The sequence below is a fragment of the Salinihabitans flavidus genome (assembly GCF_900110425.1).
GTDB classification, from domain to species: domain Bacteria; phylum Pseudomonadota; class Alphaproteobacteria; order Rhodobacterales; family Rhodobacteraceae; genus Salinihabitans; species Salinihabitans flavidus.
The window spans coordinates 32,825-52,089 of record NZ_FODS01000017.1 but is presented as its reverse complement, the minus strand read 5'-3'; the positions used below and the strand labels follow the sequence as shown (position 1 = coordinate 52,089).

Below are 19,265 nucleotides of genomic sequence, written 5' to 3'. Positions count from 1 at the left end.
TGGCATCATGGGTTTATAAGGCAGTTCAGGAGGCGCGAAAATGGCCATGTCCGAAACCGAAATGATGCTCAAGGGGTATGGGCTTACCACGGCGGAAATGTTCTATCGGATGCCCGATCATATCCATGTCATCAACAGCTTTGTCTGGCAGGATTACGATCAGGCGCCGGACCATAAGCGGTTGTTCGAATTCATAGAATTCTGGCAAAATGAGATCGACGGTCCGCTGCATTCAGTCCGCTTCGCACATCGCAAGATGATCTCTCCGGGCGAGTGGCGCAATGTGGTCGGAGAGTTCACCTTCCACTGACGCGGGCCCGCATTAATCGTTGCGACAAATTCGCGGAAATGCCGGATTTCGCCTGTCGGTATAACGTCGGTATAACGTCGGTATTTTGTCGGTATCGCGTCGGCATCGTTTTCCGGCCTTGCATGAGCCGAGCCGGTTAACGTGCCGCACTGTTGGGAGAACCGCTTGCGGCGCGGAGGCGCCGAACGCACCGTTCAGGACGAGCAGCTTGCCCCGCCCAGCACACAGAACTTCGCGCAGTGGGGATGATTGAGACGCACCTCTCCCTCGGCCTCGGCAAGCGTTTCGCCAAGCTCGAATTCCGGGGTGTAGGGCAGCAGGGTGCAGGCGATCACGGCGGGCCGCGCGGCGCCTTTGCGCTTAACCACCATGCGCGAGCTGGAACACATCACGTCGGACTGGGATTTCCCGAGGATGTCCCAGCATCCGGTCGTGATCTCGGGCACGTCCACCGTCTCGTCCATTTCGGGAAACAGCACGGTTTGCGCCGGATCTTCGGCGTCGATGGCAAAGCCGTTTTCAGTGTAGAGCCGGGCATAGGCGGCGCGCGCCTTGGCTTCGCCCTCGTGCCAGAGGCTGCGGCCCGCCACCGTCATGCGCAAACCCGCATCGCGCAGCCAGCGCATTCCGGCGAGCGTGCGGGCGAAGCTGCCCGCGCCGCGTTCGGCGTCATGCACCTCCGCCTGCCAGTGATCGAGCGAGATTCGGAGCGTGAGCCTGTCGCCGAACTCCGCCTGAAGGGCGCGCAGACCCTCCTGCACCTTCGGGCGCATCATCGGGCGCATTGCGTTGGTCAGGATCAGAACCTCATAGCCGCGCGCCAGAGACCGTCGGGCCATTTCGATCATGTCGGGGTTCATGAACGGCTCCCCGCCGGTAAAGCCGATCTCACGCACGCGCCAGTCGCGGGATTCGAGTTGATCGAGATAGGCGCTGACCTCATCGGGGGTGATATAGACCAGCGCGTCGTTCGTGGGAGAACTGAGGATGTAGCAGTTGTTGCATTCGATGTTGCACAAGGTCCCGGTATTGAACCAGAGTGTCTGCGGGTCGCTGAGCGGCACGGAGGCACGATCCTGACCGTCGGCGGTCACGAAACGGTCGTTGAACTTTCCGGTATTGGCGATGTCTTTCATCGTATCCTCTTCTGTCTATGGCGTCTTGGTAGTCAATTGGGGAAGAACACAAAACCCGCTTTGGCACCTTTGACGGAGTTGTGATGGCAGCGATTGCTGCTAGAGTTGGGCTGCAAGGCGTGATGCGGCCCGCGTTGAGCGGGGTAAACCACGCACGGGCAAGAGGAATTCATGGTTTCGCGAGTCATTCCCGTCGATCCTTTCGACCTGATCATCTTCGGTGGCACCGGGGATCTGGCGCGGCGCAAGATCCTGCCGGGACTGTTCCGGCGGTTCTGTGCGGGGCAGATTCCATCCGAGACCGAGATTATCGGCGCCGGTCGGAGCGAGATCGGCCAACAGGGCTACCGGGAGTTCGTCGCCAGCGCCATCCATGAGTTCAGCAAACGCGAAGAGTGCAGTATTTGTGGCTTGAATGAGTTTCTGGAGCTGCTGGATTACATTTCTCTGGATGCGCAGGGAGAGCGGGGTTGGGCCGATCTTGCCGCGCGGCTGCATCCGGGGCGGCTTCGGGCGTTTTACTTCTCCGTCGGGCCGAGCTTGTTCGGGGATCTGGCGGAGCGTTTGGCCGGGGGTGGGCTGACCGATGCCGGTAGCCGGATTGTCGTGGAAAAGCCATTCGGTCACGACCTTGAGAGCGCGCAGGCGCTGAATGCGGCGCTGGCGGCCCGATTCAACGAGCGCCAGATCTATCGGATTGACCATTACCTCGGCAAGGAAACGGTTCAGAACCTGATGGCGGTGCGCTTCGGCAACATGCTGTTCGAGCCGCTGTGGAATTCGCAGTATGTCGATCACATCCAGATCACGGTTGCTGAGCGCGTGGGCGTGGCCGGCCGCGCCGCGTTCTACGAGAAGGCGGGCGCCATGCGCGACATGGTGCAGAATCATCTGATGCAGCTTTTGTGTCTCATCGCGATGGAGCCGCCCGCGAAATTCGAGCCCGACACGGTGCGGGACGAGAAGCTCAAGGTGATCCGCGCGCTCGACCCGGTGGAGCCGCACCACATCGTGCGCGGGCAGTATACCGCCGCGGAAGGCGTTGCCAGCTATCGCGAGGATGTGGACAATCCCAGATCAAGAACCGAGAGCTTCATCGCGCTCAAGTGTCATCTGAGCAACTGGCGGTGGGCGGGCACACCGTTCTACCTGCGCACGGGCAAACGGCTTCGTGCGCGCGACAGCCAGATCACGGTGGTGTTCAAGGACGCGCCGCATTCGATTTTCGGGCCAGAGGCGGGTCGGCACCGCAACGAGTTGCGGATCAAGTTGCAGCCCGATGAGGGGATCACGCTCAAGGTGACGATCAAGGATCCGGGACCGGGGGGCATGCGACTTGTGGACGTCCCGCTCGACATGAGTTTCGCCGAGGCGCTGGGTTCGGACGCTGACGCGCCGGATGCCTATGAGCGGCTGATCATGGATGTGATCCGGGGCAACCAGACCCTGTTCATGCGCGACGACGAGGTCGAGGCGGCATGGGCCTGGACCGACCCGGTGATTCGGGGCTGGGAATCGCGCGGGGACGCCCCTAAACCCTATGATGCCTACTCCGCCGGACCGGATGATGCCGCGATGCTGATCCGCCGGGACGGGCGCGAATGGAGGGAGATCGGTTCATGAAACTGGAGACCTATCCCGATGAGGAGATGCTCGCCATTGACCTGGCCAACACGATCGCCGGGGAATTGAACAGTGCGCTGATGCAGGACGAAAGCGCGCGTGTGTTACTGGCGGTGCCGGGGGGCACGAGCCCGGGGCCGGTGTTCGACGATCTGTGCGCCGCCGACCTGGAATGGGAGCGGATCGACGTCGTACTGACCGACGAACGCTGGGTGCCCGAGGACGATCCGTGCTCCAACACGCGGCTGGTGAAAGAGCGGCTTCTGACCGCGCGCGCCGCAGCGGCTCGGTTCCTGCCGCTTTACACGGCTGCGCATGAGCCCGAGGAGGTTCTGGCCGAACTGGAATCGATGATCGGGCCGGAGCTGCCCATCGCGGTGGCGCTGATGGGGATGGGCCCGGACATGCATGTGGCCTCTCTGTTTCCGGGGATGGAGGGGCTGGAGCAGGCGCTGGCGCCCGACGCGCCGATCCTGATGGCGGTGCGTGAGCCGAGCCGCCAGGAAGCGCGCGTGACGCTGACCGCGCGGGTGCTCAATGGCGCGCTGTCCAAGCATTTGCTGATTTCCGGGGACGAGAAGCGCGCCGCGCTTGAACGGGCCCTGAAACTTCCGCCGGAGGAGGCGCCGGTGCAGGCGGTTCTGGGCGGGACCACGGTTCACTGGACGGAGTGAGTGTATGAATGACGCGTTGAAGCGGTGCCATCGCGAGAGCCTTGAGCGCCGGATCCTGGATCTGTTTGCCGAAGACGGGCGGGCGCAGGATTTTTCCGTTTCTCATGACGGTCTTCTTTTTGATTACTCCAAGACGAATATCGACACGGATACGCGCCGGGCGCTTGTGGCGTTGACCGAAACTGCTGATGTGGCCGGGCGGCGCGCGGCGATGTTCAGTGGCGCACCGATCAACGCGACCGAGGGGCGCGCGGTGCTGCATACGGCGTTGCGCAATCTCGACGGCGATCCGGTCACGGTGGACGGGCAGGACGTGATGCCCGGCGTGCGCGCGACGCTTGAACGTATGGCCGACTTTGCCGCCGATGTTCGCGACGGGCGGATCGCTGGGCAGGGGGGGCGGATCACGGATGTGGTCAATATCGGTATCGGGGGCTCGGATCTGGGCCCGTCGATGGCGGTGCGGGCTCTGAAGCCCTATCACGACGGGCCGCGCTGTCATTTCATCTCCAATGTCGACGGCGCCGACCTGACCGATACACTCGGCGGCCTGGATCCGGCGCGCACGCTGGTGCTTGTGGCCTCCAAGAGCTTTACCACGCAGGAAACGATGGCCAATGCCTGCGCGGTGCGCGCGTGGATGGCGCGTGCCGTCAAGGATCCGGCGCAGCAGTTCGCGGCGATCTCCACCGCCAAGGAAGAGGTTGCCGCCTTCGGTATTCCGCCAGAGCGAATGTTCGGCTTTGGCGACTGGGTGGGGGGGCGGTATTCGGTGTGGGGGCCGATCGGGCTGTCGCTGATGATCTCCATCGGCCCGGATGCCTTCTTCGACTTCCTGAAGGGCGGGCAGGCGATGGATGCGCATTTCCAGAGCGCGGAGCCAGAGCGGAACATGCCGGTGATGCTGGCGCTCGTGGGGTTGTGGCACCGTCAGATCTGCGGTCATGCTACCCGCGCGGTGATCCCCTATGAGCAGCGGCTTGAGCGGCTGCCGGCCTATCTTCAGCAGCTTGAGATGGAATCGAACGGCAAGCGCGTGGCGATGGATGGCAGCGCGCTTGAGTCGGACAGCGGGCCGGTGGTCTGGGGCGATGCCGGGACCAACGGGCAGCACGCGTTCTTCCAGCTTCTGCATCAGGGCACGGAGGTGGTGCCCTGCGAGTTCCTTCTGGGCGCGGAAGGGCATGAGGCGGATCTGGTCGATCATCATGAGATCCTTGTGGCGCACTGCCTTGCACAGTCAAAGGCGCTCATGACCGGGCGGGATCTGGAGACCGCACGCGGTCAGGTGGAGGCATGGGGGCTGAGCGGCAAGACACTCGACAGGCTGGCGCGGCACCGGGTTTTTACGGGCAACCGGCCCTCGACAACGCTTCTGTATCCAAAGCTCACACCCTATGTGCTGGGCCAGATTGTCGCTCTGTATGAACATCGGGTGTTTGTCGAAGGGGTCGTGCTTGGGATCAACTCCTTTGATCAATGGGGCGTCGAACTTGGCAAGGAACTGGCCGGTGCCATCCTGCCCGCGGTGCGGGGCGAGACAGCACCGGACCGCTGGGATGGATCAACGCGGTTCCTGTTGGACCGGATCAGGACACCGCGAACGGGGGAGTAAGCCGACAGGCCCCTGTGGGAGTGGTTCGCGCGTCAGGCCAGCGCGGCGGCGAAGCTGCTGCGGTAGATCTCTGCCAGCTCTGACAGCGGCGCCTCGGACCTTCCGAAGCGCACGGTGCTTCCGGTGAAGCGCCCGACCGATGAAATCGGCACCCCGGCGCGACCGGCGGCGATCATCAGCGCCTCGGCCTGATCGAAATTGCAGGCCACGAGATAGCGCGCCTGATCCTCTCCGAAGAGTGTCGCGGTGTCGGCGGTATCAAGGTAAACGCCCACACCTGCGGACTCGGCCATTTCGAACGCCGCGAGCGCGAGCCCACCGTCCGACAGATCGGTGCAGGCCTTGATCAACTCCCGGTTGGCGCGGATGAAATCGCCGTTGCGCCGTTCCGCGTCCAGATCGACATGAGGGGCATCGCCATCCTCGCGGTTGAACACCTCGTGGAGAAGGGCGGACTGACCAAGATGGCCCGATGTCTCCCCGACGAGAACGGCAACATGACCGTCGCGCACCTCGCCGATGATCGGCTCTTCATCGGCGGCGATCAGGCCCACGGCGCCGATCGTCGGCGTGGGCAGGATGCCCTGACCGTCGGTTTCATTGTAGAGCGAGACGTTGCCAGATACGATGGGCATGTCAAGCGCGGACACCGCCGCGCCGATCCCCTTGATGGCGCCCACGAACTGCCCCATGATCTCGGGCTTTTCGGGGTTGCCGAAATTGAGGTTGTCGGTCGAGGCCAGCGGTTTTGCCCCCATTGCGCAAAGGTTGCGGAACGCCTCCGCCACGGCCTGTTTGCCGCCCTCGAAGGGATTGGCGCGCACGTACCGCGGGGTCACGTCCGATGTGAAGGCGAGCTTCTTGTCGGTGCCGTGAATCCGGATGATCCCAGCGCCGAGACCGGGGCCGCGCACCGTGTCGGCCATGACCATGCTGTCATACTGGTCATAGACCCATTGTTTCGCGGCGTAGTTGGGCGAGGAGATCAGCGCGCGCAGCCCATCCACCGGGTCAATCCCCGGCAGATCCGGAAGCGGCTCTGGCGCGGGCGTCTCGACCCAGGGGCGGTCGTATTCGGGCGCGGAGCCCGACAGGGTGGCCAGCGGCAGATCGGCCTTCACCACATTGTTGTGCAGGATGAGAAAGCGATCCTCGGGGATGGTTTCGCCGACGATGGCAAAATCGAGATCCCATTTGTCGAAGACGGCCCGCGCCTCCTCCTCTTTTTCCGGGCGCAGGACCATGAGCATGCGTTCCTGCGATTCCGACAGCATCATCTCGTAGGCGGTCATGCCCTCTTCGCGCTGCGGCACACGTTCGAGGTGGAGCTTGACGCCCAGACCGCCCTTGTCGCCCATCTCGACGGCCGAACAGGTCAGCCCGGCCGCGCCCATGTCCTGAATCGAGATCACCGCGCCAGTCGCCATCAGCTCCAGCGTCGCCTCCATAAGGCGTTTTTCGGTGAAGGGATCGCCCACCTGCACGGTTGGGCGCTTTTCCTCGATGCTCTCGTCGAACTCGGCGCTGGCCATTGTGGCGCCCCCGACACCGTCGCGCCCGGTTTTCGCGCCAAGATAGACCACAGGCATGCCCACGCCCGAGGCGGCGGAGTAGAAGATCTTGTCGGCGTCCACGAGGCCCGCGGCAAAGGCGTTGACAAGGCAGTTGCCGTTATAGGCAGCGTGAAAGCGCACCTCTCCGCCCACGGTGGGCACGCCGAAGCAGTTGCCATAGCCGCCGATCCCCTCGACCACGCCATTGACGAGCTGGCGCGTCTTGGGGTGAGTGATCTCGCCGAAGGACAGGGAGTTCATCGCGGCGACGGGGCGCGCGCCCATCGTGAAAACATCGCGCAGAATGCCTCCGACACCCGTGGCCGCCCCCTGATAGGGTTCGATGTAGGAGGGGTGGTTGTGGCTTTCCATCTTGAAGACGACGGCCTGATTATCGCCGATATCGACGATTCCCGCATTCTCTCCGGGGCCGCAGATCACCTGCGGACCGGTGGTGGGCAGGGTGCGCAGCCACCTCTTGGAACTCTTGTAGGAACAATGCTCATTCCACATGGCCGAAAAGATGCCAAGCTCCGTGAAGGTCGGCTCTCGGCCCATGATGTCGAGGATACGCGCGTATTCGTCGGGTTTGAGACCGTGGGCGGCGATCAACTCTTCGGTGATGGCTGGTTCCTGCATGTGGCGAATTCCCCCGGGATGGCCAGTGTTGCCGCGTCTATAGATGGTTGAGGGGAAAGGGGGAAGGGGGGCGCCGGGGGAGCCGGGGCACGATGCGGGGCGCGCAAAAAAAGGCCGAGCTAATAAGCTCGGCCATAGTCCAACAGGGAGGTATGAAGATGATGCGCTTTTCAGCAACCAACATCTTCGGAAGCTGAATTATGCGTCAACGTTGAAACGTTCAAGAGAAAGAATGCCGTATACGCGACATGCCCGCTATGCACCTGACGCATGGCGAGGAGAAATCAGGTTTTACCCTTTTCCTTGAGTAACTTGCGATGTGTAATAATTTCATCCTGCACGAAATCACGGAAGGCGGCGATCCGCTTGGAATGGCGCAGTTCCTCGGGGTAAGCGAGGAAAACCGGCACTTCGATGGATTCATAGTCCGGCAGCACGCGCACGAGGTCGGGAAAGTCCTGAATCAGATAGTCGGGAAGAACCCCGATTCCGAGATCGTGCAGAACCGCCTGCAACACACCGAAATAGTTGTTCACGGTCAGCAGGGACGGAATGTCATAAGACATGAGTTCCTGCACCATGGAGGCACCCGCGCCGACCTGCGCCGAGTTTGGATTCTGGCAGATCAGGCGATGTTTGCTGATGTCTTCCAGCGTCTCGGGGATACCCCGGCGCGCAAGATAGTCGGGCGAGGCGTAGAGCCGCATGCGCACGCCCATTAGACGTTTGCGGATGAGGTCGGCCTGGCTTGGTTCCTTCATGCGGATCGCCAGATCTGCCTCTCGCATGGGCAGGTCCAGCACGCGCTCTTCCAGCATCAGGTCGATCTTCAGATCGGGATACTTCTCATAGAGCTTGGGCAGGCGCGGCGCGAGCCAGAGCGTGCCGAATCCGATCGTGGTCGTCACGCGCAACTCGCCGAACACCTCGTCCTCGCTGTCGCGGATGCGCGCGGCGGCGGCGTCGAGGCGCTTGAGCATGGCAGTGGTGGCGTCGAACAGCAGCTCTCCCTGCTCTGTGAGAATCAGACCCCGCGCATGGCGATGGAACAACGTCGTGTTGAGCGATTCCTCAAGCGCGCGAATCTGCCGCGACACGGCCGATTGCGACAGATGCAGCGTTTCACCGGCGTGGGTGAGGCTACCCGCGTCGGCCACGGCGTGAAATATTCTGAGCTTGTCCCAATCCATTCCGGCAACTTTCCTGTCCCTTTGGCTTGCTTACGGGAATCAGCGCAATAACGGAACCTGTACAGTCACGATTTCGGGATCGCAGGGCAGTTTTTCCTTGGTTGGTCAGTTATTGTGACCTAATATCGCGCTATACTGCCCATGACATCATCAAGCGAAGGGAGGCGCCAGATGAGCATCCAGAAAGTATCGCTCAACGACCGCTACGACCTGACGAAATCGCCGGTTCTTCTGAACGGCACGCAGGCGCTGGTGCGGCTGATGCTGGCGCAGCGGGCGCGCGACGAGGCGGCGGGGCTCAATACCGCCGGCTATGTCACGGGCTATCGCGGCTCTCCCCTCGGGGCGGTGGACAGCATGATGACCCGCGCGCAGAAGGTTCTGACCGAGTCGCAAGTTACGTTTCAGCCGGGGCTCAACGAGGATCTGGCAGCGACCGCGCTCTGGGGCAGCCAGCAGGCTGAACTGCGCGGCGAGGGCAAGTATGACGGGGTTTTCGGGCTCTGGTATGGCAAGGGGCCGGGGGTGGACCGCTCTGGTGACGTGATGCGCCATGCCAATATGGCCGGCACCTCGCCCAATGGCGGCGTGCTCATGGCGATGGGGGACGACCATACCGGCGAAAGTTCGACCGTTCTGCATCAGTCCGAATGGGCGATGGTCGATGCCTATATGCCGGTTGTCAGCCCCGCAGGGGTGCAGGAAATCCTCGACTACGGGATCTACGGCTATGCGCTGTCGCGCTTTGCCGGGGTCTGGGTCGGGCTCAAGACGATGAAGGACACGATCGAGGCCACGGCGGTCGTCGATGGCGATCCGCAGCGGATGCAGCTTGTGAACCCGGTGATCGACCTGCCCGAGGGCGGGCTGAACATCCGGCTGATCGACACCCCGCACGCGCAGGAAGCGCGGATGATCGATTACAAACGCTATGCCGCAGAGGCGTTCTCCCATGCCAACCGGATGGACAAGCGCATGTGGGGCAAGCCTGGGGCGAAGATCGGACTGGTCGCGGCGGGCAAGAACTGGCTCGATCTGGTGCACGCGCTGAGCCTGCTGGGGATCGACGAGGCCGAGGCCGAACGGCTCGGGGTGACCACCTACAAGGTGGGGCAGACCTTCCCGCTCGACATGAAGGGGTTTTACGACTGGGCCGAAGGGCTCGACCTGATCGTTGTGGTCGAGGAAAAGCGCAAACTGATCGAGGTGCAGATCAAGGAAGCGATCTTCGACAATCAGCAAGGGCGCCGCGTTTATGGCTGGCACAAGGGTGGCGGTGCGGGGTCCATGCACGGTGAAGAGCTTTTCCCGACGCGCGGGGCGCTCGATCCGATCCTGATCGCCGAGAAACTGGGCGGTATCTTCGTGGAAGAGGGGCGCGGCACCGACCGGATCAAGGCGGGGCTGTCCGAACTGGCCGATGCGCGCCGCGCCGACAATGCGCAGGAGATCGCCACGCGCATCCCGCATTTCTGCGCCGGGTGCCCGCACAACACCTCGACCAAGGTGCCGGAGGGGAGCCGCGCCTATGCCGGGATCGGCTGCCATTACATGGTGCAGTGGATGGACCGGGAGACCACCGGGTTCACCCACATGGGCGGCGAGGGCGCGAACTGGATCGGGGAGGCGCCGTTTTCGAACACCGAGCATGTGTTCCAGAATCTCGGCGATGGCACCTATAACCATTCCGGCATTCAGGCGATCCGCGCCGCGCTCGCCGCGGGCACCAACATCACCTACAAGATCCTCTACAACGATGCGGTGGCGATGACCGGCGGGCAGCCCAACGAGGGTGGGTTGGACGCGCCGCATATCGCGCGCGAACTGGTGGCCATGGGCGTGAAGCAGGTCGCGGTCGTCTATGACGACAAGGAAGATATCGACCACGACGCCTTTCCCAAAGGCGTGACCATGCAGCCCCGCGACGCGCTTCCGGACGTTCAGGAAAAAATACGTGATGTCAAAGGTGTATCCGCAATTCTTTATGTTCAGACCTGCGCCGCGGAAAAGCGGCGCAGACGCAAGCGCGGCAGTTTCCCCGACCCGGATCGCCGGGTGTTCATCAATACCGATGTCTGCGAGGGGTGTGGCGATTGCGGGGTGCAGTCGAACTGCATCGCGATCGTGCCGGAAGAAACCGAGCTGGGCCGGAAGCGGGCCATCGATCAATCGGCGTGCAACAAGGATTTCTCTTGCCTGAAGGGGTTTTGTCCGTCGTTCCTCACCCTTGAGGGGGCGAAGATCCGCAAGCAGGCGACAGCCGACATCGACCTTCCCGACGACATGCCGGAGCCGGAGATCGCGACTATCGTGGATACGCATAACGTGGTGATCACCGGCGTGGGAGGCACCGGGGTCGTGACCATCGGCGCGGTGCTGGCGCAGGCGGCGCAGATCGACGGCAAGGCGGCCGGGATGATGGAGATGGCCGGTCTGGCCCAGAAGGGCGGCGCGGTGCATATCCACTGCCGTCTGGCCGAACGGCCCGAGGATATTTCCGCGATCCGCGTCGCCACGGGGGAGGCAGACGCGCTCATCGGGGGAGATCTGGTGGTCAGCGCGGGGGCCAAGACGCTTGGCCTGACCCGCGCGGGTCGGACGGGGGCTGTGGTCAACAGCCATGAGATCGTCACCGGAGAGTTCACCCGCAACACGGAATTTCGCATTCCGACAGGGCAGTTGGAGCTTGCTCTTCAGGCGCGGTTGAAAGAACGGGTGGCGCTGTTCGATGCCTCGGAACTGGCGCGCGTGGCGCTTGGCGATTCGATCTTTTCCAACACGATCGTGTTCGGCGCGGCCTGGCAGCAGGGCTATGTCCCGGTCAGCCGCGAGGCCATCGAAGAGGCGATCCGCCTCAACGGTGCGGCGGTGGATGGCAATCTGCGCGCCTTTGCCATTGGTCGCTGGGCCGTTCTCCACCCGCAGGAGGCCGAACGGATTGTAACGCCCAATGTGGTCGGTAAACCAAAGACACTTGACGAAAGGATCGCCTTTCGTGCCGATCACCTTGTGAAGTATCAGGGCAAGCGGCTTGCGAAACGCTATCGCAGGATGCTGGATGGAATCGCCGACCCGCGTCTGAAAGAGGCGGTGGCGAAAGGCTATCACAAGCTGCTGACGTACAAGGACGAGTACGAAGTCGCGCGCCTGCATCTGGAAAGCCGTGCCAAGGCCGAGGAGGTCTTCGAGGGCGATTTCAAGATGAAATACCACCTCGCGCCGCCCATGCTTGGTAAGACCGGACCTGACGGACGCCCGAAAAAGCGTGAGTTCGGTGCATGGGTGGGTCATCTCTTCCCGCTTCTGGCGCGGATGAAGCACCTGCGCGGCACGCCGTTTGATCCCTTCGGGTATGGTGCGGAGCGCAGGATGGAACGCGCGCTCATCCGACAGTATGAAAGCGACATGAATGACGTTCTGCCGGGTCAGGGCGACACGGCCCATGACGCGGCGATAGCACTCGCCGAATTGCCGCTGTCAATACGTGGCTTCGGACCCGTCAAGGCCGGCAACGAGACCAAGGCGGCCAAGAGGCGTGAGGAACTTCTCAGCGCGCTGCGAAGCGGGGGCGAGGTGCCGCAGGCGGCGGAATAGCGCCTGTCGCTGCGCACGAACTGGCCCGTGGTCATCATGCTGTTACAGGCACTGGCCTATCCTCTTGGGCGCATTTAGAGCGCGCAGCAGATGAGGTCGACCATGCGAATGCAGTCCGGGATCGCCCGCGAGATCAGCTATGCCCATTCGGCGGAAACGCGAGGCGGGCGGGCGATGATCCGGATGATGGAGAATGCCACCGGGCGGATCTCTCTCATCAAGCGGGCGGAGGGCTACGAGCGGGAGATCGCGTCCGGGCGGGATTTCTGGCAGGTGATGACCGAACGCTATGGACTCACGCTGGAGGTCATGGGCGGATCGCTGGACACTATTCCGGCAAAGGGGCCGCTTCTGATGATTGCCAATCACCCATACGGCATTCTCGACGGGCTGATGCTGGGCCATATCCTGTCACGGGCGCGCGGCGATTTCCGTATTCTCGCTCATCAGGTGTTCCGCAAAGCGGAGGATCTGAACCGTGTTGTTCTTCCGGTGAGCTTCGACGACGACAAGGCGGCGGCAATGCGCAACCTTGAGACGCGCCGCGTGGCGCTGGAGTATCTGCGGGCAGGCGGGGCGATCGGCATCTTTCCCGGCGGCACCGTGAGCACGGCGCAAACCCCCTTTGGCCGCCCGCTCGATCCCGGCTGGCGCGGGTTCACGGCGCGGATGTTGGCACGGTCGGGCGCGGCTGTTGTGCCGGTCTATTTCGACGGACACACAAGCCGCCTGTTCCAGATCGCCAGCCATCTGCATGCAATGCTGCGCATGGGGTTCCTGCTCCGAGAATTCAAAAAGCGGGTGGATACGCCTGTCCGGGTCGTGATCGGAGAGCCGATCGCAGCCGAGAAACTGAACGCCCGCGCCGGAGACAGCAAGGCGTTGATGGACTTCCTGCGGCGGGAAACCTATGCTCTGTCACCGAAACCGCCGGGCGATGCGCTCTACGGGTTCGAATTCGAGGACAGATACCGGAACTGAAACCCCGGAAAAGAGCAGGCGGAACATGGCGGTTGGACTCTTCGACAGTGGCCTTGGCGGGCTGACGGTGCTGGATGCGGTCTCAAAGCGTCTGCCAGAGGTGCCGTTTGTCTATTACGGCGACAGCGCTCATGCGCCCTATGGCGTGCGCGGCGCCGATGACATCCATGAGCTGACCAAGGCCGGGGTAAGCCGACTCTGGCAGGAGGGGTGCGACCTTGTGATTCTGGCCTGCAATACGGCGAGCGCCGCAGCGCTGCGGCGGATGCAGGAAAATTTCGTGCCCCGCGACAAGCGCGTGCTCGGCGTGTTCGTGCCGTTGATCGAGGCGCTGACCGAACGGCAATGGGGCGACAACTCCCCGCCGCGGGAGGTGGCGGTGAAACATGTCGCACTTTTTGCCACGCCTGCCACCGTCTCAAGCCGCGCGTTTCAACGGGAACTGGCCTTTCGCGCCATCGGTGTCGACGTGGAGGCGCAAAGCTGTGGCGGGGTGGTGGATGCCATCGAGGAAGGCGACATGATCCTCGCCGAGGCGCTGGTGCGCAGCCATGTGGAGGCGCTCAAGCGGAAGATGCCGCATCCGGAAGCCGCCATTCTGGGGTGCACGCATTACCCGCTCATGCAGGACGTGTTTCAGGAGGCGCTTGGCCCGGAGGTTACGGTCTATTCGCAGGCTGGGTTGGTGGCCGAGAGCCTTGCCGATTACCTGACGCGCCATCCCGGGATGATCGGGCCGGGTACGCAGGCGAAATTCCTGACGACCGGCAATCCGCGAAAGGTGTCGGAACGCGCGACACAATTCATGCGACGACAGATCACCTTTGAGGCGGCATGACAAATCGGTTGGGTGGGACAATCTGCGCCCTATCGACTTTGCCCTTTGTTCTTATGTAAATACTCAGGCGGCCCGGCCAGCAGGGCTTGCAGCCGCACCGATCCGAAAGACCATGACGAGATGACACACAAGATCGCAATTCTGGGCGCCAGCGGCTATACCGGCGCGGAGCTTGTCCGGCTGATCGCCACCCATCCAGCGATGGAGATCGTCGCGATGAGCGCGGACCGCAAGGCCGGGCAGGAGATGGCTGAGGTATTCCCGCATCTGCGTCACCTTTGCCTTCCAACGCTTTGTAAGATAGAAGAAATTGATTTTTGGGGCGTGGACCTTTGCTTCTGTGCGCTGCCGCATGCGACAAGTCAGGCCGTCATTCGCGAGCTGCCGTCGGATATGAAGGTGGTGGACCTGAGCGCCGATTTCCGTCTGCGCGATCCGGAGGACTATGCCCGCTGGTATGGCGGGGCGCATGATGCGGTGGAGTTGCAGAAAGAGGCGGTCTACGGGCTGACCGAGTTTTACCGTGAGGACATCCGCAACGCGCGGCTTGTGGCGGGGACGGGCTGCAACGCGGCAACGGGGCAGTATGCGCTGCGCCCGCTGATCAGCGCTGGGGTGATCGACCTCGACCAGATCATTCTCGATCTCAAATGCGCGGTCTCCGGCGCGGGGCGGAGCTTGAAGGAAAACCTGCTACATGCTGAGTTGAGCGAGGGATATCATGCCTACGCGGTGGGTGGCACGCACCGTCATTTGGGCGAATTCGATCAGGAATTCAGTGTCTTGGCCGGTCGTCCTGTGAAAGTGCAATTCACGCCGCACCTGATCCCGGCAAACCGCGGCATCCTTGCCACCGTCTATGTGCAGGGCGATGCGAAGACCATTCACAAGGTGCTGAGAGATTCCTACGCGCAGGAACCGTTCGTTGAAGTGCTGCCCTTCGGGCAGGCGCCCAGCACGCGGCATGTGCGGGGATCCAATTTCTGCCATGTCGGGGTGACGGGAGACCGGATCGAAGGGCGGGCGATCGTGATTGCCGCGCTGGACAATCTGACCAAGGGATCGAGCGGGCAGGCGATCCAGAATGCCAACCTAATGCTGGGCGAGGAAGAGACGTCGGGTCTCATGCTCGCGCCCTGTTTCCCGTGAGGAGAGACCATGCGAAACCTGAAAAAAAAGCGGCGAATTCAAGTGATTATGGTAGCGGTGTTGACACTTCTGGTGTCCACCGCGCTGATTGGATACGCCATGCGCGACGGGATCAACTTCTTCCGCTCGCCCAGTCAGGTGATGGAGGAGCCGCCGGGGCCGGGAGAGACGTTCCGGATTGGCGGTCTGGTGGAGGAGGGCAGCATCGTGCGCGGGCAGGGCGATACGGTGCGCTTTTCGGTGACCGATGGCGGCGCATCGGTGCCGGTGACCTTCAAGGGGGTGCTGCCCGATCTCTTTGCCGAGAATCAGGGGATGGTGGGAACCGGGCGTTACGTCAACGGCGTCTTCGAGGCCTCTGAAATCCTTGCCAAACATGACGAGACCTACATGCCGAAGGAAGTGATGGACGCGCTCAAGGAGCAAGGCGTCTACAAGGAGCCCGACGCCTGATCACCCCCATCTGTGCCGTATTTCGGAAAGGCCCGCGCCCGGCAGAGCGCGGGCCTTTTTCGTGAGTCGCCGGATCATGGTTAACGCCGCGAACGCCACGTCGGTATAACGTCGGTATTTTGTCGGCATCGCGTCGGTGCCGGGGGCCGCTCGGGCCGCAATGAACGGAGCGCGCCCCGGACATGCAACGCGCGGCGCGCTTGGGCTCGCTTAACCGATCTGCGCCAGTCTGCGCCGCGATGATCACAGCGGCGAGGCGGACCCGATGAAAAGCGTTGAGCAGATTGCCGAAGAGATCGTGGCGCGGGAAGGCGGGTTCGTGAACGACCCGGACGATCCCGGCGGGGCCACGAAATACGGCGTGACGATCCACACGATGCGGCGCCTTGGCGTCGATCTGAACGGCGACGGGGATGTGGGCACGGCCGATGTCCGGCGGTTGAGCCGGGCGCAGGCCAGGGACATTTTCATTGCGCATTACTACGAGACACCCCGGATCGGCGACTTGCCCGAGGTGCTGCGCGCGACGGTGTTCGACATGTATGTGAACGCGGGCGCCAACGCGGTGAAGATTCTGCAAGAGCTGCTCAATGACATGGGCGAGGCGCTGACGGTGGATGGCGTGATCGGCCCGCAGACCATCGCGGCGGCGGAGCGTGCGGCGCGGGCCGCGCCCGATCTTATCGCGGATGCCTACGGGATCGAGCGGCGCAATTACTACTTCGCGCTGGCCGACAGGCGTCCGGCCAGCCGCAAGTACGCCCGCACGCGAGCGGGCGGCAAGGGCGGCTGGATCCGCCGGGCCGAGGAGTTCATTGCGCCGCGCTATCACCTGTCGGACGCCGCGTTTCAGCGGAGGGTCGCGGCATGGGGCTGATCGCGGCGATTGTGGAGGCGGTTTTCGGCGGCGGACGCAATGTGATTCGCGAAACCGCCGAGGTTTTCCGCGAAAACGCCGAATCCGGCGCGGCGCGGGGCGCGGATGCGCGGGCGCAGGCGATGCAGCAGTTCGGCGCAGAGTTCGCAGGGCAACGCCGGTCGCGGTTCGACGCGATCATGGACGGGATCAACCGTTTGCCGCGCCCGATGATGGCGCTTGGGTGTATCGGGCTGTTCATTGCTGCGATGGTCGCGCCCGTATGGTTCGCGGAGCGGATGCAGGGTATCGCGCTTGTGCCGGAGCCGCTGTGGTGGCTGCTTGGCGTGATCGTGAGCTTTTATTTCGGGGCGCGCTATCAGGCGAAGGGGCAGGCGTTTCAGCGCGACATCGCCCGCAGCCTGAGCCGCGCGCCGCAGGTGGTGGAGAGTATCGAGGATCTGCGCGGGTTGCGCACGCCGGACAGCAGAGTAGGCGCGCAGGATGAGACCGGGGCGGACGCGAATCCGGCCCTGCGCGACTGGGGGCGGGACCGCGGTGCGCAGCGGTGAAAGCGCGCAGACCAGCGGCATGATGGCCGGGCCGCGACAATGTGATCGCCCGCGTGGCACCTTTGCCATTGGCGCGGGGCGGCGGGCGTCTTATAGATTGCAATATGATAGTAGAACTCGGCCACTTTGCCCTTATCCTCGCCGCCTGCACCGCGATCGTGCAGGCCACGCTTCCACTGATCGGTGCCCAGACGGGGCGGCCCGCCCTGATGGCGGTGGCCGAACCTGCAGCGAAAATTCAATTTCTGCTGACCGGGTTTTCCTTTGCCGCGCTGACATGGGCCTTTATCGGGTCCGACTTCTCGCTGCGGCTGGTGGTGGCCAATTCCCATTCGCTCAAGCCGCTCATCTACAAGATCAGCGGCACATGGGGAAACCACGAGGGCTCCATGTTGCTTTGGGTGCTGATCCTGACGCTGTTCGGGGCTTGCCTTGCATGGTTCGGGGGCAACCTGCCGCCCGGCCTGCGGGCGCGGGCGCTTGCGGTGCAGGCCGCCGTGGGCGTGGCGTTTTTCGGATTCATCCTCTTTACCTCCAACCCGTTCACGCGGCTGGCCATGCCGCCCTTTGACGGGCAGGATCTCAACCCGCTGTTGCAAGACCCCGGCCTCGCGTTCCATCCACCGTTCCTTTACCTCGGCTATGTCGGGCTTTCGATGTCGTTTTCCTTTGCGGTGGCGGCGTTGATCGAGGGGCGGGTGGATGCCGCCTGGGCACGCTGGGTACGGCCGTGGACGCTCGCCGCGTGGATTTTCCTGACCATCGGGATCGCTCTGGGATCGTGGTGGGCCTATTACGAGCTTGGTTGGGGCGGCTTCTGGTTCTGGGACCCGGTCGAGAATGCCAGCTTCATGCCGTGGCTACTCGCGGCGGCGCTGCTGCATTCGGCCATCGTGGTGGAAAAGCGCGAATCGCTCAAGAGCTGGACCATTCTTCTGGCGATCATGGCTTTTGGCTTTTCCCTGATCGGAACCTTCATCGTGCGATCCGGGGTGATCACGAGCGTGCATGCCTTTGCCAATGATCCGGAGCGCGGGGTGTATATCCTTGCGATTCTGGCCGTGTTCATGGGCGGCTCTCTCACGCTTTTCGCGGTCCGGTCGGGGGCGTTGCAGGCGCGCGGCATGTTCTCGATGGTCAGCCGGGAGAGTGTTCTGCTGCTCAACAACGTGTTGCTGGCAGTGGCCTGTTTCGTGGTCTTCGTCGGCACGATCTGGCCGCTGGTGGCCGAGATGCTGTTTGACCGCAAGCTGAGCGTGGGGCCGCCGTTCTTCAACATGGCCTTCACGCCCTTCATGATGGTGCTGGGTGCGGTGCTTCCGATCGGCGCGATGATGCCGTGGAAGCGCGCGAAAATCAGCCGGGCGATCCGTCCGCTGTTTCCCGCGCTGGGGCTGGCGCTGGCGATCGCCGGGCTGGCATGGACCATGCAGACGGGGCGGAGCCTTGTGGGACCGATCGGGCTTTTCCTCGGCGCGTGGCTGGTGTTCGGGGCGCTCACCGATCTGTGGAGCCGGGCCGGGCGGGGCTTCAACGTCGGGCGCTATCTGCGGCTGCCCCGCGCGGACTGGGGCCGGGTGGTGGCCCATTCCGGTCTGGGTGTGACGATGCTCGGCATTGCCGGGCTGACGGCGTGGCAGGAAGAGGATATTCGCGCGGCCCGGATTGGCGAGAGCTTCACCGTGGGCGCGTTTGAATTGACACTGGAGGGTGTGCGCCAGGTCGAGGGGCCGAACTATGTCTCGACCATGGGCGATGTGCGATTGTTCCAGGACGGACAGGAGATTGCACTTCTGCATCCGGAAAAGCGGGTCTACCCGGTGGCCGGGATGCCGACGACCGAGGCGGCGATTGATTATCGGTTCCTGCGCGATGTCTATGTGGTGCTGGGCGATGCGCAGGACGGGGGCGGCTATACCGTGCGCACCTATATCAAGCCGCTGACCAACTGGATCTGGCTCGGCGCACTTCTGATGGCACTGGGGGGCACGCTGTCTCTCACAGATCGGCGGTTCCGCGTGGCGGCGGGCGCGGCGCGCAAGACCCCGGTCGCCCCGGCGCAGGGGGTGCCGGCGGAATGAA

General features: G+C 63.2%; 15 protein-coding genes. 12 read left to right on the top strand and 3 right to left on the bottom strand.

Annotated elements, in window-relative coordinates:
* Nucleotides 1-40: 40 nt before the first annotated feature.
* A complete protein-coding gene (locus BMW66_RS13630; protein WP_093119323.1) occupies nucleotides 41-310 on the top strand; it encodes an usg protein in 270 nt (89 codons plus the stop codon).
* A 194-nt stretch (nucleotides 311-504) separates the two neighbouring features.
* On the opposite strand, the gene BMW66_RS13625 is transcribed toward BMW66_RS13630, so the two are convergent.
* The gene (locus BMW66_RS13625) at nucleotides 505-1,446 is read right to left on the bottom strand and encodes a radical SAM protein (RefSeq protein ID WP_093119321.1); all 942 of its coding nucleotides are present in this window, start codon (nucleotides 1,444-1,446) and stop codon (nucleotides 505-507) included.
* Nucleotides 1,447-1,617: 171 nt separating this feature from the next.
* Between BMW66_RS13625 and zwf the strand changes: the two genes are divergently transcribed.
* From zwf to pgi, 3 genes are read left to right on the top strand one after another with little or no spacing between them, the layout of a single operon-like run.
* A complete protein-coding gene (zwf, locus tag BMW66_RS13620; RefSeq protein ID WP_093119320.1) occupies nucleotides 1,618-3,069 on the top strand; it encodes a glucose-6-phosphate dehydrogenase in 1,452 nt (483 codons plus the stop codon).
* Complete coding sequence (gene pgl, locus BMW66_RS13615; protein WP_093119318.1) at nucleotides 3,066-3,743, top strand: 6-phosphogluconolactonase; 678 nt, start codon at nucleotides 3,066-3,068, stop codon at nucleotides 3,741-3,743. Before zwf ends, pgl begins: the two co-directional genes overlap by 4 nt.
* Nucleotides 3,744-3,747: 4 nt before the next feature.
* On the top strand, nucleotides 3,748-5,358 hold the full coding sequence (gene pgi / locus BMW66_RS13610; RefSeq protein ID WP_093119317.1) for a glucose-6-phosphate isomerase: 1,611 nt from the start codon (nucleotides 3,748-3,750) through the stop codon (nucleotides 5,356-5,358).
* A gap of 32 nt (nucleotides 5,359-5,390) precedes the next feature.
* Here pgi and purL read toward each other — a convergent pair whose 3' ends face one another.
* Nucleotides 5,391-7,550, bottom strand: a complete 2,160-nt coding sequence (gene purL / locus BMW66_RS13605; protein ID WP_093119315.1) for a phosphoribosylformylglycinamidine synthase subunit PurL — start codon at nucleotides 7,548-7,550, stop codon at nucleotides 5,391-5,393.
* A 284-nt stretch (nucleotides 7,551-7,834) separates the two neighbouring features.
* On the bottom strand, nucleotides 7,835-8,740 hold the full coding sequence (locus BMW66_RS13600; protein ID WP_093119313.1) for a LysR family transcriptional regulator: 906 nt from the start codon (nucleotides 8,738-8,740) through the stop codon (nucleotides 7,835-7,837).
* A gap of 171 nt (nucleotides 8,741-8,911) precedes the next feature.
* Between BMW66_RS13600 and BMW66_RS13595 the strand changes: the two genes are divergently transcribed.
* From BMW66_RS13595 to BMW66_RS13560, 8 genes are all read left to right on the top strand, one after another.
* A complete protein-coding gene (locus BMW66_RS13595) occupies nucleotides 8,912-12,334 on the top strand; it encodes an indolepyruvate ferredoxin oxidoreductase family protein (protein ID WP_093119311.1) in 3,423 nt (1,140 codons plus the stop codon).
* A 102-nt stretch (nucleotides 12,335-12,436) separates the two neighbouring features.
* Nucleotides 12,437-13,315 carry a lysophospholipid acyltransferase family protein gene (locus BMW66_RS13590; protein ID WP_093119309.1) on the top strand — a complete coding sequence of 293 codons (879 nt, stop codon included), beginning with the start codon at nucleotides 12,437-12,439 and terminating at the stop codon, nucleotides 13,313-13,315.
* Nucleotides 13,316-13,340: 25 nt separating this feature from the next.
* Nucleotides 13,341-14,153, top strand: a complete 813-nt coding sequence (locus BMW66_RS13585) for a glutamate racemase (RefSeq protein WP_093119307.1) — start codon at nucleotides 13,341-13,343, stop codon at nucleotides 14,151-14,153.
* 120 nt (nucleotides 14,154-14,273) lie between these two features.
* Nucleotides 14,274-15,302: an N-acetyl-gamma-glutamyl-phosphate reductase gene (gene argC / locus BMW66_RS13580; protein ID WP_093119305.1), complete on the top strand. Its 1,029-nt coding sequence runs from the start codon at nucleotides 14,274-14,276 to the stop codon at nucleotides 15,300-15,302.
* Nucleotides 15,303-15,311: 9 nt separating this feature from the next.
* Nucleotides 15,312-15,755 (top strand): cytochrome c maturation protein CcmE, encoded by a 444-nt coding sequence (gene ccmE, locus BMW66_RS13575; RefSeq protein WP_093119304.1) that lies wholly within the window; start codon nucleotides 15,312-15,314, stop codon nucleotides 15,753-15,755.
* Between the two features lie 265 nt (nucleotides 15,756-16,020).
* Complete coding sequence (locus BMW66_RS13570) at nucleotides 16,021-16,632, top strand: holin-associated N-acetylmuramidase (protein WP_093119302.1); 612 nt, start codon at nucleotides 16,021-16,023, stop codon at nucleotides 16,630-16,632.
* Nucleotides 16,623-17,183 carry a holin family protein gene (locus BMW66_RS13565; RefSeq protein WP_093119301.1) on the top strand — a complete coding sequence of 187 codons (561 nt, stop codon included), beginning with the start codon at nucleotides 16,623-16,625 and terminating at the stop codon, nucleotides 17,181-17,183. Before BMW66_RS13570 ends, BMW66_RS13565 begins: the two co-directional genes overlap by 10 nt.
* Nucleotides 17,184-17,287: 104 nt before the next feature.
* Nucleotides 17,288-19,264: a heme lyase CcmF/NrfE family subunit gene (locus tag BMW66_RS13560; protein ID WP_093119299.1), complete on the top strand. Its 1,977-nt coding sequence runs from the start codon at nucleotides 17,288-17,290 to the stop codon at nucleotides 19,262-19,264.
* Nucleotide 19,265: the final 1 nt, after the last annotated feature.